Genomic DNA, 18466 nt, shown 5'->3' on the forward strand with positions numbered 1-18466 from the left:
AAGAACTGTATGAAAAATCGTGTTGGAAACAGTGACACGATTTTTTTTATTGTCAGTAATCTTATTTTTAACAAATCAACCACTATTTTTTTATAATATCAAGTTTAAAATAAGAAGATTTATTGCAAACTTTTACTATATGAATTTTTATAAAGGTGAGATTTTAACGATATGAATGAAGTAAATATGATTTCTGAAAAAGAATTTGACGAGCAATTAATTAATAAATATGCAAGTTTAATGGCATTAGGTAATGGTTACTTAGGTTTAAGATCTTGTCATGAAGAAGACTATGAAGGACAAACTAGGGGGATGTATATAGCAGGAATCTATAATCAGTTATCTCCAAGTCAAACGACAAAGATTGTGAATCTTCCAGATCTAATTGGAATGGAAATTGAAATAAATGGTGATATTTTTTCGAATGCAACTGGTCAATTTACATTTTATGATCGAAAATTAAATATGATGACCGGCGAATTAATAAGAGAGTTAATTTGGAAGAATAATGATGGAAATCGATTCCACTTTTTGTTTCAGCGTTTTGTTTCAAAGGATGATTTACATTTACTTGCTTCAAAAATTACTGTCACAGCTTTAGATTGTAATGCCAAGATTAAAATAAAAACAGGTATTAATGCGGAGTGTGTCAGTCAACAAAAGAATGAACTTACAGAAGAATTAGTAAGAATCATGGATAATAGAATTATGCATGGTGTTTATCAAACTACAGAGACTAAACATAAAATTGCTATCGCAACATGCTGTGTAACTCCTGATGAGAGTGAAGTTTCATATTTTACGTTGAATAATCAACTTCTAGCCTCGATTACACAAGATCTCGTAGTTGACCGAACTGTTGAGTTTTCAAAGATTAGCTCAGTTTATACCTCTAATGATATGTTACGGGAAGAACCTTCTGCTGCTAGTGTTAATACTGTACAGAAATATTTATCAGAGGGTTATGATAATTTAAGAAATTGTACGACTATCAAATGGCAGGATTTTTGGAAGCAAAAAAGAGTGGTCATTAATTCAAAGGATCAAGCAGATCAATTAGCACTAGATTTTTCTTTGTACCACATTGAAGCAATGACCCCTTGTCATGATGATCGATTGAGTATAGGCGCAAGGGGATTAACTGGTGAGGGCAATAATGGTTTAATATTTTGGGATACAGAGATGTTTATTGCGCCGTTTCACTTATTTACTGAACCAGAGATTGCTAAAAGATTACTAAGATATCGCTATCATCATATTAAAGAAGCAAAAGTGAATGCTTACCAATCAGGTTATGAGGGTACATTATTTCCTTGGGCAAGTGCTTTTTCCGGAAAAGAAGAAACACAAAAAGGTTCAGTGAATAATACAAAACCCGAGATCGTTCAAAGCTCAAATTTAGCAAAATCAAGTGAACATATTGTAGCTGACATTGCATTTGCTGTCGTACAATATTATGAAAATACGCTAGATGAAAGCTTTATGGCCAATGATGGACTTGAACTACTCAAAGAAACTGCTCGCTTTTGGGTGAGTAGGACAACTGATACAAATGGCGATTTAATTATTAAAAATGTCATCGGTCCAGACGAATATACAGATCAAGTTGATAATAATGCTTATACGAATTACATGGCTTTTTATAATGTGCAGAATGCGTTAAATTATATGGGGAAATACAATGATCCTGATGCAGAATTACAGCAAAAATGTACTGATTTTTTAAAACGATTATATTTACCAAGCCAAAATGATGAAAATGTCATCCCACAAGATGATACATTTTTAAGTAAACCCGAGATTGACTTAACGGAATACAGACAATCCATTGCAAGTCGGGATATTCTATTAGATTATTCCCTACAAGATCTATATGAACTACAAGTGTTAAAACAAGCTGACGTTGTCATGTTGCTCTATCTTTTCCCAGATTTGTTCTCAACGGAAATCGCTAAAAAGAATTTAGAGTACTACGAAGAGCGTACTGTTCATGATTCGCCAATAAGTAAAGCAATTCATGCAATTGTTGCTGCAAGATGTGACTACGGAGAAGAGTCTTACCAATTATTTCAAGAAGGATGTTTAATTGATTTAGGACCAAATCCAAATTCATCAGATGATGGAATTCATGCTGCGCCTATGGGAGCAAATTGGCTAGTAGCAATCTTTGGCTTTGCAAATATCACCATGGACATAAATGGTTTAAAAATTGAGCCAAAATTACCTTCAAATTGGAATGAAATGATTTTTCCTTTCACATGGCAAGGAGCAAGACTTGAAATAACAATATCGAAAAAATCAATAACAGTCACAAAGGAATATGGTCCACCAGTATCATTAGAAATTAATGGTGAAACATTTAATTTAACAGATAAAATAAAGGTTTCGCTTTAAGAAGAGAGAAAAAAGGAAAAAACAAAACACAATCTTTTATTGAGATTGTGTTTTGTCAGTTAGTTGAAATAAATTGGAGTTAATTTTGAAAAGTTTGTGCATTATATAGTAGTTTTTGTGGATTTTATTTGTTGATTAAATTGATTGTACTATCTTTTTAAAAAACAAAAAAACAATATAAAATGATTAAATGATAAGTTGATGTTCGAGCTTAATTGACCTATAAATTGACCATTAAACTGCTTTTACTCTAAGTAAAAGTTAATAAATTAGGTTTTTAGTGTAATCTTTTTTTAAAAGAGAAAGGTTGGTTGGAACGGAGGGGTGCTCGACTCCTATGGGATATGCGGGAAGCCTGAGACCCCACAGGAACGAACGTGACGAGGAGGCTCAGGTCTCGCCCCATGGAAAGCGAGCATCCTGTAGTGGAAATCAATCTCACGTGGACTCCTTTTACGAAAATTTGATCATTAATTTTGTTTTTCAACAGCCTGAAAACCCAACCTTTTATAAAGATTGGGTTTTGTTTTTCAAAATCTACTCTTCATACAATTCTAATGGTAAGCCATCGGGATCATGGAAAAATGTAAATCTTTTATTTGTTAACTCGTCAATACGAATTGGTTCTACAAAGACAGCATTTTGTTTTAAGAATTGAATACTTTCTTCTATATTAGTTACAGTAAAGGCTAAATGGCGTAACCCAACCGCTTCTGGATTTGTAAGTCGCTTTGGTGGATTAGGAAATGAAAATAGCTCAATTTGTCCATTTTCTCCAATACTTAGGTCCAATTTATAAGAGTCTCGCTCCTCTCGATAGGTTTCCTTAATTACCTTACAGCCTAATAAATTTATGTAAAAATGCTTAGACGATTCATAATTAGAACAAATTATAGCGATATGATGTATATTCTTAATTTCCATATTAAAACTCCTTATTACGTTGTTGATTTACTAAAACTTTTCCTAGTTTATCATGATTAGTACAATTTGAAAAAAGAATACATTCCATTTAGACAGTATAGTTCATCGTTTTAAGTGGAAAAATGAAATGTGAAACTGTAAAACTGCCAAAAATTCAAAAAAAAAATGGGAATAATCTCCCATTAAGTTTTAGAAATTTATCTTCTTCTTTTTTTATCATCTTTTGCTAAAACCTGTACTTTCTTAATAACTTCTAGTTCTACAATTACGTGCACATGCTTATCATTTATTTGATTAACTCTTAATACTTTACCTTTTCGACCTTTAATGGAAATAGTATCTCCTTCAGAGGGGACCTTTTTGAGTAGTTGGTTTAATAGTTCAACGTTTTTCTCGATATAATGAACTACAATCATATAGCTTCAACTCCTCTAATCATTCTTATCTTTATACAATATTTAAGATTAAATAAAATAAGAACATATTTAAGCTGATTATTTAAAGGAATAATTTCAGTCATTAGTTGAATGTTTTACTTTTGAAAAATTCTAACAAATCCTTTCTATTTTAAAAGTTATTTAATACAATTTAAGAAAATAACAGATTGTGGGGGAGCCAATGCATAAGAAATTTTTATCAATAATTGTGATAAGTATGCTTTTAGTAGGTTGTAAGCATGGCGAAAAGTCTGTAAAAACAATTAAAAATGATGATAAAAATCCTTCGAATGAACATGTAATTGATAAAGGAGAAATTGATACAATTTATGCTCCTTTAAGTGGATTACCAATAAGTCAGACTAGTGAACAAAGACCTGTTGCAGTTATGGTTAATAATTATTATTTAGCTAGACCTCAAAGTGGATTAAGTAATGCTGATGTTATTTATGAAATTTTAGCAGAGGGAGATATTACAAGATTTCTAGCCATTTTTCAAAGTAATATACCTGAGAAAATAGGTCCTGTAAGAAGTGCGAGAGATTATTACATCAATTTGGCAAATGGTTATCATGCATTATTTATATGCCACGGAAATAGTCCGAAAGCGAAACAAATGATGGATTCAGGAATGATTGATTCATTAAACGGACTGATCTACGACGGAACGTTATTTAAAAGAGATAAAACGAGAAAAGCACCTCACAATTCTTATATTTTGAAAGAGGGTATTGAAAAAGGAGTTGCTCAAAGACATTACTCTTATTCAGAACAAGTTACTCCATTAGATTTTACGCAGAAAGACTTAGTATTTGATAGTTCTTGGAAAAATGCTGGTGAGGTATTTATAAAATACTCTCATGATGCAAGAAATAATGTGACTTACAAGTATTCGAATTCAACTAAACAATTTCTGCGAGTTCAAAATGGAATTGTAGCAAAGGATGCTTTGAACGGGAAAGAGCTTCAAATTAAAAATATTTTAGTCGTAGAAGCGACTCATAAAATTATTGATAGTTATGGTCGCCGTTCAATTGATCTCGAACATGGAGGAAAAGGTTATTATATTGTTGATGGAAAATATATGAATATACAATGGAAGAATGTAGATGGTCGAATCATTCCGTTTACATTAGATGGAACTGAAATAAAACTTTCACCAGGGCAAACTTGGATTAACTTTGTACCATTTTTAAAAGATGTAACAATTAAATAAAGTACATTAAAACAGATAATTTTATATAATTATCTGTTTTTTATTGCTAAAAGAATGAAAAGTGAACACCGCTTAATGAATGTTGAAAGTTGCCCTTTATAAGCTGTAAGTCCTATGTTTGACCAAAAAAAATTACGATGTTACGATAAAAAATATTATCCAATTATATATGGTAGGAAGGGGGCGCAGGGAGTGGCTAGTAAAATTGAAAATATAGGATTAGTAAACGAGCGTTATAAAAATCTAAAATCGGACTGTGAGAGTTGCTTTGGTCTATGCTGTGTCGCATTGCCTTTTGCTGCATCGGCTGATTTTGCGAAAGATAAAATTGCAGGCAAACCTTGTCATAATTTACAATCAGACTTTCGTTGCGGAGTTCACAAGAATTTAAGAGAGATAGGTTTCAAAGGTTGTACTGTTTTTGATTGCTTTGGAGCAGGACAAAAAGTATCTCAAGTAACCTTTAATGGAAAAGACTGGCGACAAAATCCAGAATTGGCTAATGAGATGTATGAAGTATTTCCAATTATGAAGCAACTACATGAAATGCTTTGGTATTTAAATGAAAGTTTGACCATTAATGCTGCAAGTGAGATTCATGATGAAATAAAAACAGTTTTAGAAGAAACTGAAAAATTAACACATATGGAGCCTAAACGAATACAAAACTTAGATATCACAGCCCACCGTGCAGAAGTTAGCTCTTTACTATTACGTGCTAGTGAGAAAGCAAGGACTGTGGCTTTGAAAAAATTTAACAACAATAAGAAGCGTCAAAAAGCTACCGGTAGAGCTTTAGATTTTATTGGTGCGAAATTAAAGGATGCGAATTTTATCGGAGCTAACTTAAGAGGGGCCTATCTAATTGCCGCTGATTTAAAGGGAGCGGATTTAAGAGGTTCTGATCTAATCGGAGCAGACTTACGTGATGCAAATTTGAGTGGTGCTGACCTTACAGGAAGTATTTTTCTTACTCAAGCTCAAATTAACTCAGCCAAAGGAGATTATCACACTAGAATACCAGCAACACTTAAAAGACCATCTCATTGGTGAGAAAAAAATGAACCATTTTAAAGGTTCATTTTTCAGAGTGTTGAAATATAAAATGGTCAGTAGGGAAAACGGAAATTAAATGCATTTAATAATGATGAAATTATCATTTTTCTGGATGACTTTTCATGGTTTTAAATGTTAATATGTTCGAGCAATTTTATGATTCCAATAACACTAGACATGTTTTTTTCAGAAGTTAAAAAATTATGAGCTTATTCTTAGAAAAACAAATTCATTTGATAAATTTAGTTTAATGTTCGATATTAATAGAACTACAAACTGAATAAAAACTGCTAGATTACTCTAAGTAAAGGCTATTTGATTAGGATTTATTGTATACTTTTTTTGATGAAAAAGTTGATTGGAATGGAGGGGTGCTCGACTCCTATGGGATTAGCGGGAAGGCTAAAGAATCCCGCCCCATGGAAAGCGAGCATCCTGTAATGGAAATCAACATCACTCTACTCCTTTTACGAAAATTTGGTAATTTAATTGACAAAGTTTTTTTCAACAGCGTGTAAAAATGAACCATTTTAAAGGTTCATTTTTTATTATATACATACCAAGAAATCGCAATTAAATAACCGATAAACGGCGATGTTCCATAACCTATAATCGGCACTGGGAAGTTTCCAAAAAAGCTTGAAAGAATACTAATTGAAAAATAAATCCCTAGACTAAATGATAATGGTTTTGCACTGTTTGGCGGAAATAAGAAAAATGGCATTAGTAAAATTAAAAGTGAAATTACTGCTAAGATTAGCCATCCTATTCCCATTTTCTTTACTAAACTTAAAATGTCCTCAACATAAGAAACTGAGGAAAGTTGATCTAAGTGAGACCAGCTTAAAATAATTAAAAGTATAAAAACAATTAAAAAGAGTATTTGAACGCTTTTATTCTTTTTTAAATTTAGTAATAGAAATGAGATAGCGATTGTAAAAGCTGTTAGTTGAGATGCATCAGGTTGAAAAAGTAATAATGCTGTAAAAAATAATGAAAAACCAAAAGTAACCCAAAATGGTTTTGATTTTATTAAGTTTGATAGTTGAATTATTACTAATGGAACGAAAACTAAAGCGATATTAAATCTTATTGGACCAATTGCTATCCAGCGATGTACACCATGTAATCCTTTGTCCAAAAAGGTAAGTAAAAATAATATGAGTATGCATGTAATGACAATGATATTTGTCTTTTTCTTAGTGGATTTCTGATCTCTACACAGTACTAAAAAGGAGATGATTCCTCCAACAATAGCAATTAAAATATTTTGACCGTAAATGGACGGGGACACTTGGTTATTGATCATGGCAAGTACTCCGATTATCAATGCTGGCATTGTTATGACAAGTGGTAATAAGTTTATTTTTTTAAAATTAAGCATCTTGTTCTAAATGGCCTTCCTTTACAATAGTTTTATATTTGTTTAATTAGATTGCGTAGTTTCTCTAACCCTTTAGCTAAATCATTTTCGCTAACTAGTGAGTAACTAATCCGAAATGAAGAAATATCAGTATTGTTGTTAAAACATGCTACACCGGGTAAGAATGAGATATTTTCATGATTAGCTTTTCTTAATAAATTAAAAATATCTACATTGGTTTTATGAAATGTAACCCACAAATTAAAGCCGCCATCAGGTATCCGAAAATTTAATTGATCATTAACAGATGAAAGTATTTCAACACTTGTATCACGCCGAATTTGTAGAGCAATTCGTAGTTTTTCAACGTGACTTCGCATTCGATCGGTTCGTAGAAATGGTAAAATTGCTTTTTGTGTTAGTAAAGGGCTACCCACATCCATTGAAGCTTTAACCGCAAGTAGCCATTCCAGGACCGGTCCATTTGCTAGCATTGCAGCAATTCTAACCCCGGGTGCTAAAGTTTTACTAAATCCTTTAATGTAGATGACATGGTCTAATTGATCGTAATACTTAATTGGGTAATATTGAAATGCTTTTTCGAAATAAATATCACTAAATGAATCGTCTTCAAGAATAAAAAATTGATACTGTTGTGCAAGTTCAATTAATTCTTTTCTACGACCATTACTCATTGAGATTCCAGTTGGATTTTGAAAGGTCGGGTTAACATAAATTAATTTTGGTGTAAATTTAATACACATATCTTCAATTATGTCTGATCGAATTCCTTCTTCATCCATCTCGACAGGTATTATATGAATCCCCTTATTTATAAAAATATCAAGTGCACCACCATAGCATGGACTCTCGACTATAATTGAATCCCCAGGTTTTAATAGTGCTTGTGCTACTAAGTCAATGCCTTGCTGAACTCCGCTTGTAATAATAAGATTTTCAGCTTTAGATCGTATTTTTTGAAATTCATATAAATGTTTAATAATTTCAGTTCTTAATTCAGAATCACCTTGAACAGGTCCGTAGGTTGTTAATATAGAAGCATCTTCTCTTAATAGTTTTTGCATTTCATCCGCTAAAAATTTATTAGGAAGTAGACGTGGATATACAACTGCTTTTGAAAAATCATATTTTAACTGTTCTCTATTTATTAAATATTGGGATCTTACTATATTGATTCCTAAAGTCTGTTGCCAGTTATTACTTGGATCAACTTGGGATGTTTTTTTTACTTTCTTACTAATAAATACTCCTTTACCTGGCATCACAGTGACATAGCCGTTTGTCTCTAACCATTTATAAGCCTTTCTAACAGTTAAAACGCTTATTGAAAGTTCCTCAGCCAATATTCGTAAAGATGGTAATTTTTCGTTAGGTAAAAGTAGTCCACTTTGAATGCTGCCTGCAATTTGAGTGCTTACTTGGAGATAAATCGGAACTGTTGATTTTTTATGGATTTGAATTTTCATAGATCACCACTAGTTTTTTAGTTATAAATTAGTTGAAAAAAGATCAATCGTCAATGGAAAAAGAGCTAACTGTTATATGCTCTATTATACTGTTATACTCCGACTTTAATATAATACTTTTATCAAAGGGGTGATGAAATGATCATTATTAATTATATTTTTATTTGCATGATTTTCGGTACAACTTTTCTAGCAATAAAATTTGGAATTGAGTCGGGCGTTTCGCCTTTATTTTCAGCAGGCATTCGATTTACATTAGCGGGACTGATTGTTATTTTATATTTCCTTCTTAAAGGGGTAAATGTGAAGAAATTTATTTTTTCAAAACGAATTATGTATATTGGATTCTGCTTAACTTTTATGACATTTTCAACATTATATTGGGCTGAGCAGTATATAACATCAGGGTTAGCTGCAGTTTTGTCTGCAACTGGTCCAATGATGATCTTACTTTTCCAATTAAGGAGAAATAATAAGAGAATTGAGGGTAAACAACTATTAGCGTTATTAATTGCTTTTGCAGGTGTAATTTTTGTCTGTTTACCTGGGATAAGTCAGCATGTCTCTTACTTATGGGTTGCTGCTTGTATCGCAGTATTATTAGGAGAAGCTTTTTACGGATTTGGATCCATTTCTTCAAAAGAAATATTAACAGAATACAGTAGTGTATCGCCATTTTTAATCAATGCTTTTCAAATGTTATATGGTGGAATATTTCTACTATTAGTTTCGTTTTTATTAGAAAAACCGAAAATTGAAAGTTTAAGTTCTTGGGACGCAGTGTGGCCAATATTGTATCTTGTATTTATAGGTTCAATAGGGGGACATGGGTTATACAGTTGGTTACTATCTAAAACGAACCCGGTATTCCCCTCAACATGGCTTTATGTATCACCATTAATTGCAAGTGTCTTAGGTTATTTCGTAATGGACGAACCAATCAAACCAATTATGGCGATTGGTGGCATACTAATATTATCTGGTGTATTCATTGCAAATTGGTCAACGTTTTCTATGTATAGAAAGCAAGGAAGGCTTTTAAAAAAAGAAGTGAATATTTCAAAGTAATATCGTTAATCTAAAAAGTAAGGAAATCCACATGGAACCTGTGGATTTTCTTACTTTAATTATGATTTTTGAACAAATGCCCATATGTAACCGTCTGGATCTCTTAAGCAAAATTCCTTATACCCCCATGGCTGAACAGTAGGTTCTGTGATGACTTTTTCTCCATTTGAGAAATCCAATGGCGTCAATTCTTTTTCCAACACACTTTCAAATAGTGGATCGACTTCACTTACGATTAATTGAAAGACTGCATCAGTATTGGATTGCGTATCTGTAGGATGGAGCATTAGCTCGCCATTCCCTGCTTTAAACCAATACATACCATCATGTCCTCTTAAATATTCAAATCCAACTTTTTCATACCAGCTTTTAGAAGAGTTTGTGTCTATACAAAAAATAACAATATCTAAAACTCCATTCATTTAATCAGCTCCTTTTATTTACTGTACTAACTATTCTTTGCAGAGCAGATGCTTACCTTTTTTATCATTTAAAAAGTAAAAATGAATCACATCTCTAATATTTCAGTTAAAGAGTTTTTTTAATGCCTAGGTTTCTTGAAATAATCTCGTAAGTATCTATAACGTCTTAAAGTTATCAAGTAGATTCATATAATATTAACTAATTAAAGGAGTTCTCTTTGCGTCATTATGTGACTAATGGGAAGCCCTTTTTCAATTGCTGGTCCAAAAAAATAGAGTATGTTTACAAGATTAAATGCAAATTGACAATATTTTTCAGAAATAATATTATATCAAGTTTCGTTATAATGAAATTGTAATTTAATAACTTTAAGAAGATTGGCCGTTTGTAACGATTGGGGCTGAGCATAAGTAAATTTAATTGGTAGGTGAGAAGAATGAACGCAGCTCTATTTAATGAAATTCAATGTATATGCAAAGAGAAAGGCTGGACAAAAACAGATTTGGCTCAGGAGTCAGGTATACATATTAGTGAAATTAGTCGTATTTTCAATCATAAGCGCTCGCTTACACTAAAGTATTTGGATGCCATTTCAGAAGCTATTGGGTTGGAGGAAGGCGCACTTTATTCATATTTTTATGAGGAATGTTTTAATGAGGAACAAATTTTGGACAAGCGTAAAAGTGTACAGTTTTTATTCAAATGCTTTACTAATGGTTATGAGGAGCATTGTCAAAATCTATTACATAAAATGACAACTGAGAAATCAGTTTCGATTCAAATCGATTATTTGAATTATATTTTTTTCGTTGCAGAGGAGCTTTTTAAAGCTGGAAAAGAAGAAAAAGCTTTATTTTTGTACTCCATTATAATTGAATGTGATTCGAAGGACGTTTTAGAACTGTTGGCAATAAGTTATTATAGGCGTTTTTATATTTTAAGAATGACAGAGGATGGTCATAACGCATTGACATATGTGTTGGAGTATCTGTACTGCATGCCGAAAAAAGTTAGAATGGAAGCATATTTATGGATCTCTGCATTTTATTATAGACGTGAGCAATGGGAAGAGGTACTTTACTACTCTGAGAGATTAAGGAAATTGGTTAAAAACGGAGAGTATTATGGTAGAGCACTTATGTATAAAAGCTTTGCGCTTGCACGCCTGGGGGGCTCTTTAGAAGAAATAATAGAACTTACAGAACAATATGCGGGGTTCAATGATTATTTTGCTGATTTAGCTATTGGAAATCGACTTGCATCTTATTTGGATTACGGACAGCTCGAGTATGTAGATCAATATCTTAGTTGGCTAGAAGATAGAGAAGATGTATATGTTGGATTACCAAAGGTACTTGAAGCATTTATTCGTTTGAATCGATTAGATGACGCTAAAAGAATCTTAGATTTATATAAACATACAATTGAAGAATTGATAATAGATGCCGAACCATGGTTAAAACAGAAGGTACATTTGGATTTTCGTTATGCATATGCTTTTTATCAGTGTGAAAGCCTACAGCTGCCAAATGGTTTAGATGAATTACTGGATGTAGCCTATACTGCAAATCAAATTGGCAATTTGGAGAGATTCAATAAATGTCTTCTAATTTATTGGAGATATAAGGACCATGCGACTTCTGATCAAATAAATAAGTATATAAAACTATTAAGTATTAATGGAATAAAGGAGAGCTCTATGCGTAACTTTGCATAGTTCTATTCTATTTGTTTGAAGAAGAAAAAAATTTTAAAAAAAAACACTATTTGACATAATTTTCAGAAAATAAAATTATATCAAGTTTCATTATAATGAACTTATTAAGAAAAGAAAGTAGGGATAGTAGTTGAAAAAGAAAATGTTTAGGAATGTTACAACATTAGCATTAACAACAGGACTTATCAGTACTACAATGACACCAGGTTCCTTTTCACAACAAGTTCATGCACAAGCAACTTCAAAGGTTGAACAAGTATTAGCAAATCTTACTCCGCAGCAACGTGAAGCAATTAAGCAATTAAAATTAAGTGACAAAGAGGGACTGCAATTATCTTCTGAAGTCGATCAAACAAGTGACAAGGTTACTTCTGTCATTGTCGAGTTTAAGGAGAAGCCACAGCAGACTGCGGTTTTAGAGGCAGAATCAGATGGTGTAACGCTATCAGCAGATGATGCAAAAGCAAAGGTGGACGAGTCACATGATACGTTCCAAAAAGATTTAAAAACAATTTTTAGCAGTGAATTAAAATCAAAGAAAAATCCATATTCTATTAAACGTTCATATAAAAAAGCATTTAATGGGGTCTCTATGACTCTTCCAGCGAACAAAGTAAAATCACTGCTTAAATCTAAAGCAGTAAAAGCTGTTTGGAGTGATATGCAAGTTCAAGTTGAGCCACCTTCAATCAGTGATGTATCAACAACTAAGCAAGTAGCAACTCATACAATGGTTACATTTCCTGGAGTTGAAAAATTACATCAAGAAGGTTTTACAGGCAAGGGAGTAAAAGTTGGTATTCTTGATACCGGTATTGATTACAATCATCCAGATCTAAAAGGTGCTTTTAAAGGTGGATATGATTTTGTCGACAATGACAATGACCCAATGGAAACAACATATGCCGATTGGAAAAAATCTGGCCAGCCTGAATTGGCTACAAACGGAGAGGCCTATTATACAGAGCATGGAACTCATGTAGCTGGAATTATTGCTGGACAAGCGAAAAACAATGCAGACTTTGCTGTAGAAGGTGTTGCACCAGAAGCTGATCTTTATTCTTATCGTGTACTTGGCCCATATGGATCTGGTTCTACATCAGCTATTTTGGCGGGGATTGATAAAGCAGTGTCAGATGGAATGGACATCATTAATATGTCTCTTGGAGCAAATTACAATGACCCATTATACCCTACAAGTATTGCCGTTAACAATGCAGTTCTTGCAGGTGTAACAGCAATTGTCGCAGCAGGTAACTCTGGGGATCGAATGTATTCACTTGGTGCTCCTGGTAATGCACCTTTAGCAATTACAGTTGGAGCAAGTGACACATCTGTTTCAATTCCGAGTTTTACGGGTGCATTACATTCTTCAACAGGTGATTTACCTGCAGATTTAAAGTTAGCTGCTAAAAGTTTAACTGATAATGTAGGTGATTTTGAAGGACAAACATTACAAATGGTAAATGTATCATTTGGTGGTGAGGCTAGTTATTGGATGGGGGCTGCTGGTAATTCTGATCCAATCGATGTAAAAGGAAAAGTGGTGTTAGCACAAAGAGGTAGTTATGGAATTACTCAAATTATCTCGACAGCTAAAGCGCATGGAGCAAAAGCCGTTGTATTATATGATACACAAGTTCCTTTAGGTGACGTTTACCTTGGAGATGGCTATGGCTTACTTCCAACATTTTTACTAAGTTACGCACAAGGAAGTGCCCTAGCTGCTAAATTGCCTTTAGTTGGGGCATCTAAAGGTACATTTCTTGGCTTCACATTTAGCAATATGAAGCAACAAGTGACAATTGGTGATAAATTAGCGCCTTTTAGCTCACGTGGTCCATCCCGTGTGTTATACGATATTAAACCAGAAGTAACGGCACCTGGGGTATCTGTTTTCTCTACTGTTCCTTCTTATATGCATGGAGTTGATCAAATTGGAAACTATCAATACGCATATGAGCGTTTATCTGGAACGTCAATGGCAACTCCTAATGTTGTCGGAGTAGCAGCATTATTAAAACAAGCTCATCCTGATATGTCACCTTCAGATATTAAAGCAACTTTGATGAACACAGCAGATCCTTTATCTGATAAATACAGTGTATACGAAGTTGGTGCTGGTCGTGTAAACCCATATGATGCTGTTCATGCTCAGACGGAAATTCAAGTAAAAGACAAAACGTCGACTGTAAAAGAAGTAGGAAATTCTATTACAACTCTAGCAGATAAGGGAATCAAACAAATAAAAAACATTACTGGTGCACTAAGCTTTGGTGAACAACCTGTTACTGGTAAAGACTTATCAGATAATCGTTCAATCACGTTATTTAATAAGAGTTCCGTCGATAAAACATATGATGTAAAGGTACAATTCCAAACGTTGGATGCACGATATACAAATGATTCTAGAGCAGATCAAGATGCTTCTGCTAACGGGGTTACATTAGATGTTAAATCTTCTGTAAAAGTAAAACGATATGGCAGTGCAAATATGGATGCGACAATTAATGTTCCTAAAACAGCAAAGCTTGGAACATATGAAGGGTATGTAGTATATACAAACCAAAAGGATCCTAATGATACTTATAAAATTCCATTTGCTATTCATACTGTAAAAGAAGGTATCGACTACTTAACGGGTAATCCACCAGCGTTTACAGTGCCATATGAAGCGGCGAGTAATGCGACAAGATGGTCAATTGGCGTAAACTTCAAATTAAATTCACATATGCGTAATTTTGATTTCTTCCTTGTGGATCCAAAAGCAGACAAAGAGTTTGGATTCTTAGGTTCAGCTGATGGAATGGGAGCAGATGAGAAAATTGAGTATTATTTCCGTGGTGTTCTGAATAATGGTCAATACTATCCATTAACTGGTGATTCAGATAACCCAATTGCATATGACCTTAAAGAATTAGATCCAGGATTATATAAAATTAGAATGGTAGGCACAAACGATAAAGGTGAAACTTTCACGGCAGATGCACCGGTTTACAATGGGGTTAAAGAAGCAAAGGTAACAATGAATAATATGAAGGCTGGCGGTATTTACGAAACTACTAATCCAACTGACACGAAAGTTACTGTATCAGGTAATGTATTTGATAAAGAAATAGACGAGATGAAAGCAGCAGGCATTACTGCATCTCAGGCTGACAATAATTTTACTTATTATAATCCTAATAATTCTCAGGAAAAAAGCATTTCACTAGACTCACAAGGTAATTTCAACGCTGAAATACCATTAAGTACATCTGGTCCAGTTGTTAATGCTATTACTGAGTACGATTTCTCAGATTATACTAAATCAACTGTAAGAAATTACGGTAGTTTTATTGATGCATATTTTGTTAGAAAAGGAACTGCATACACAACTGCTATTGCTGACAAGCAACGTATAAATATGGGTGAATCTACAACATTAACGTTCTCAACAAAAAATGTGAAAACAAATGTAAAGAAAGCTGAATTCACTTTCCTTTATCCAAGTCAGTACCTTGATTTAGTGAATGTTCAACCGAACTCGTCATTCAAAGGTAAACTAGATGTACAGTATACAACTGCTCAATTTAATAGTTCATTAACTAAAATGACAATCACTGCGACAGCAACTGGAGATTTAGCAAATACCGGAATCGCTGGAGACGTATCATTGGTAGACTTAACATTAAAAGCAAAAGACCAATACTACAAAGGACCAATGAACTTCTACAGTGCAACAGGTTCAAGTCGATTCTTTAACGCTGTTTATACGAATGTCGATAATACTACTGTGACAACACAAGGAATTCAACCATATTTCTATATTACACCAACCTATTCATTAATGAGAGCACAAGTTCAAGCTGAAGGATTAATGTCGTTCGCTGGAGAACCTATGGCGAAACAAATTGACTTCAATAAAACAGGTTCAAAAATTAGTGTGAAAGACGTAAATGGTAAAGAATACGGTGTATCTGATCCTTTAGGTTACGCTGGCAGTCTAGCACCATCAGCATTTAGAACGAGATTACCAATTACAGATGAAGATTTTACATTAAAAATTGATGTGCCAGGTCACTTTACTTTCTCTAAAGACTTTACAATCGGAGTAAAAGAAGACGGAAAAGTTACAGCTGGATCAAAACCAGTGAATTATGACTATATTCCTGGAGGAGATGTAAATAAAGATAATGTCATTGATGTAAAGGACGCTTTATATATCCAAACTTATTGGGGTACAAATAAACGTGATGCGGACATTAACTATGATGGTGTTGTTGATGCAAAAGATATGCAATATGTAATCAATAACTACCTAATGCAAAATCCATGGAATGACAATTCACCAAAAGCAGCGACAAAGTATAAAGGTGAAACATTAGATAATGTTTTACAAGCACTTGGATTAGAGTAATACAATAACTAGTTAAACGGTAACCTACAAAAGGTTACCGTTTTTTTTTATGCTGTAGAAAAAATGAAGATTTTTAAAAAGCTAATTTGTATGATGTGATTGCTATTCTTAGTTTATTTAATTTAACTGGCAATTAAGTAATGATTATATTCTAGATCATTTTTATTAAAATTTGAAGATGTTGATTGGAACGGAAGAATGCCCGACTCCTATGAGGTATGCGGGAAACCTGAGACCCCCGCAGGAACGATGAGGCTCAGCCCATGCCCCATGGAAAGCGGGAATCCTGAAGTGAAAATCAACTAACAGATTAATTCTTTAAAAACATATAGAAATTTTGGTTCCTAAATTTAAATGAATTATTGATTATTTTACCAAGGAATTGTGAAAAATAACTTGATGCAGAAGAAATCTAATCAATTATACATATACAGTTATATAAGAATAATTTTAAAAGATTAATAAACGTTGTGATACAATGGATTAGTCGTTTTTTGAGTAAATATATGAAACAACCATTATTATTTATAATGATATAAAATAGAAAGTAAGGTAAATATAATGAATAAATTTTCAAGTTTAGGTTTAAGTGAGGAATTAACTGAGTATCTAACTGAATTAGGGATAACAGAGCCTACCCCGATTCAAGAGAAAGCAATTCCAATCGTATTTGAAGGGAAGGATTTAATAGGACAGGCGCAAACAGGAACTGGTAAAACATTTGCATTCTTATTTCCAATCCTTGAAAGAATTAATTTAGAATTACCTCATACACAAGCATTAGTAGTTGCTCCAACAAGAGAGTTGGCTCTTCAAATTACTGCTGAGGCTAAAAGGATTGTTAGTGATGATTTTGGAGTACTTGCTGTGTACGGCGGACAAGATGTTGAACAACAAGCGCGTAAACTAAAAAGTGGTGCACATTTAATCATTGCAACACCTGGTAGACTTTTAGACCATTTAAGAAGAGGAACTATAAATTTAGATAAAGTTGATTTTCTAGTGCTTGATGAAGCAGACCAAATGTTACATATTGGATTTTTACACGAGGTAGAAGATATTATCAATCATACTCCTGTATCGAGACAAACTTTATTATTTTCTGCTACAATGCCAGATCAAATCCAATCACTTGCAAAGCGTTACATGAAAAAGCCAGAAATTATTAAAGTAAAAGCGAAAAGAATTACACTAGATGAAATTGAACAATTAATTATTGAAACAACAGATCGCGGAAAACTTAATGCCTTATTGAATCAAATCAAAGAAGCAGAGCCGTTTCTAGCAATCATTTTTTGCAGAACAAAAAGAAGAGCTAATAAATTAAATGAACAGCTAAAAGGAAAAGGTCTTTTATCTGAAGAACTACACGGAGATTTAACCCAAGGCAAGCGTGAAAAAGTTATGAAATTGTTCCGCGAAGCTAAAATACAATATCTAGTTGCAACAGATGTAGCAGCCAGAGGAATTGATGTCGAAGGTGTTACTCACGTGTTCAACTATGATATACCATTGGATACAGAAAGTTATGTACATCGAATTGGTAGAACAGGACGAGCAGGAGATACTGGTATTGCGATTACATTTGCTACTCCAAAAGATTTTCAAGATATGAGAGTAATTGAAAAAGAACTTAATCTTTCAATTAAGAGAATTGAAATGGAAAGAGGAGAACGTTCAGACAGAGCGGATAGAACAGAAAATGTAGGTAGAGCAGAAAGAACAAGAATTGCAGGTAGGGAAGAAAGAACAAGAAATGCAGGTAGAGCAGAAAAAACAAGAAATGCAGGTAGAGCGGAAAGAACAGGAAATGCAGGTAGAGAAGAAAGAACAAGAAATGCAGGTAGAGCGGAAAGAACAGAAAATGCAGGTAGAGCAGAAAGAACGGGAAGTGCAGGCAGAGCAGAAAGAACGGGAAATGCAGGCAGAGTAGAAAGAACGGGAAATGCAGGCAGAGCGGAAAGAACAGGAAATGCAGGCAG

General features: G+C 33.4%; 12 protein-coding genes. 7 read left to right on the plus strand and 5 right to left on the minus strand.

Annotated elements, in window-relative coordinates; all coding sequences use genetic code 11:
- Nucleotides 1–171: 171 nt before the first annotated feature.
- A complete protein-coding gene (locus BM319_RS13635) occupies nt 172–2394 on the plus strand; it encodes a glycoside hydrolase family 65 protein (RefSeq protein WP_091023169.1) in 2223 nt (740 codons plus the stop codon).
- A 537-nt stretch (nt 2395–2931) separates the two neighbouring features.
- Here the strand turns inward: BM319_RS13635 and gloA2 are convergent.
- Both gloA2 and BM319_RS13645 read right to left on the minus strand, forming a co-directional pair.
- Nucleotides 2932–3318, minus strand: coding sequence for an SMU1112c/YaeR family gloxylase I-like metalloprotein (gene gloA2 / locus BM319_RS13640; protein WP_069035272.1), 387 nt, complete (start codon nt 3316–3318; stop codon nt 2932–2934).
- 197 nt (nt 3319–3515) lie between these two features.
- Nucleotides 3516–3734, minus strand: coding sequence for a hypothetical protein (locus BM319_RS13645; RefSeq protein WP_069035271.1), 219 nt, complete (start codon nt 3732–3734; stop codon nt 3516–3518).
- Between the two features lie 202 nt (nt 3735–3936).
- Here BM319_RS13645 and BM319_RS13650 point away from each other — a divergent pair, with 202 nt between their 5' ends.
- Together BM319_RS13650 and BM319_RS13655 are read left to right on the plus strand one after the other, a co-directional pair.
- Nucleotides 3937–4971 (plus strand): DUF3048 domain-containing protein, encoded by a 1035-nt coding sequence (locus BM319_RS13650; RefSeq protein WP_069035270.1) that lies wholly within the window; start codon nt 3937–3939, stop codon nt 4969–4971.
- A gap of 192 nt (nt 4972–5163) precedes the next feature.
- Nucleotides 5164–6024, plus strand: coding sequence for a pentapeptide repeat-containing protein (locus BM319_RS13655; protein ID WP_286143761.1), 861 nt, complete (start codon nt 5164–5166; stop codon nt 6022–6024).
- Between the two features lie 541 nt (nt 6025–6565).
- Here the strand turns inward: BM319_RS13655 and BM319_RS13660 are convergent.
- Nucleotides 6566–7411: an FtsW/RodA/SpoVE family cell cycle protein gene (locus BM319_RS13660; protein ID WP_091023173.1), complete on the minus strand. Its 846-nt coding sequence runs from the start codon at nt 7409–7411 to the stop codon at nt 6566–6568.
- Nucleotides 7412–7443: 32 nt separating this feature from the next.
- A complete protein-coding gene (gene pdxR / locus BM319_RS13665) occupies nt 7444–8877 on the minus strand; it encodes a MocR-like pyridoxine biosynthesis transcription factor PdxR (RefSeq protein ID WP_069035267.1) in 1434 nt (477 codons plus the stop codon).
- A gap of 138 nt (nt 8878–9015) precedes the next feature.
- Here pdxR and BM319_RS13670 point away from each other — a divergent pair, with 138 nt between their 5' ends.
- Complete coding sequence (locus tag BM319_RS13670) at nt 9016–9945, plus strand: DMT family transporter (RefSeq protein WP_069035266.1); 930 nt, start codon at nt 9016–9018, stop codon at nt 9943–9945.
- A gap of 59 nt (nt 9946–10004) precedes the next feature.
- Here the strand turns inward: BM319_RS13670 and BM319_RS13675 are convergent, their stop codons facing one another.
- Complete coding sequence (locus tag BM319_RS13675) at nt 10005–10367, minus strand: VOC family protein (protein ID WP_091023176.1); 363 nt, start codon at nt 10365–10367, stop codon at nt 10005–10007.
- A gap of 437 nt (nt 10368–10804) precedes the next feature.
- Between BM319_RS13675 and BM319_RS13680 the strand changes: the two genes are divergently transcribed.
- The 3 genes from BM319_RS13680 to BM319_RS13690 form a co-directional block, all read left to right on the plus strand.
- Nucleotides 10805–12085: a helix-turn-helix domain-containing protein gene (locus BM319_RS13680; protein ID WP_091023178.1), complete on the plus strand. Its 1281-nt coding sequence runs from the start codon at nt 10805–10807 to the stop codon at nt 12083–12085.
- A gap of 130 nt (nt 12086–12215) precedes the next feature.
- Nucleotides 12216–16484, plus strand: coding sequence for a S8 family serine peptidase (locus BM319_RS13685; RefSeq protein WP_091023180.1), 4269 nt, complete (start codon nt 12216–12218; stop codon nt 16482–16484).
- 561 nt (nt 16485–17045) lie between these two features.
- On the plus strand, nt 17046–18466 hold a 1421-nt coding region (locus tag BM319_RS13690; RefSeq protein ID WP_091023183.1), incomplete at its 3' end, for a DEAD/DEAH box helicase.

Source organism: Bacillus sp. UNCCL81, assembly GCF_900112535.1.
In the GTDB taxonomy this organism is placed as follows: domain Bacteria; phylum Bacillota; class Bacilli; order Bacillales; family Bacillaceae_G; genus Gottfriedia; species Gottfriedia luciferensis_B.

Excerpts from the sequence above, each read along its gene's own strand:
- BM319_RS13670 (WP_069035266.1), top strand. The coding sequence starts at position 9,016 with ATGATCATTATTAATTATATTTTTATTTGCATGATTTTCGGTACAACT.
- BM319_RS13675 (WP_091023176.1), bottom strand. The coding sequence starts at position 10,367 with ATGAATGGAGTTTTAGATATTGTTATTTTTTGTATAGACACAAACTCT.
- BM319_RS13645 (WP_069035271.1), bottom strand. The coding sequence starts at position 3,734 with ATGATTGTAGTTCATTATATCGAGAAAAACGTTGAACTATTAAACCAA.
- BM319_RS13650 (WP_069035270.1), top strand. The coding sequence starts at position 3,937 with ATGCATAAGAAATTTTTATCAATAATTGTGATAAGTATGCTTTTAGTA.
- BM319_RS13635 (WP_091023169.1), top strand. The coding sequence starts at position 172 with ATGAATGAAGTAAATATGATTTCTGAAAAAGAATTTGACGAGCAATTA.
- BM319_RS13680 (WP_091023178.1), top strand. The coding sequence starts at position 10,805 with ATGAACGCAGCTCTATTTAATGAAATTCAATGTATATGCAAAGAGAAA.
- gloA2 (WP_069035272.1), bottom strand. The coding sequence starts at position 3,318 with ATGGAAATTAAGAATATACATCATATCGCTATAATTTGTTCTAATTAT.
- BM319_RS13660 (WP_091023173.1), bottom strand. The coding sequence starts at position 7,411 with ATGCTTAATTTTAAAAAAATAAACTTATTACCACTTGTCATAACAATG.
- pdxR (WP_069035267.1), bottom strand. The coding sequence starts at position 8,877 with ATGAAAATTCAAATCCATAAAAAATCAACAGTTCCGATTTATCTCCAA.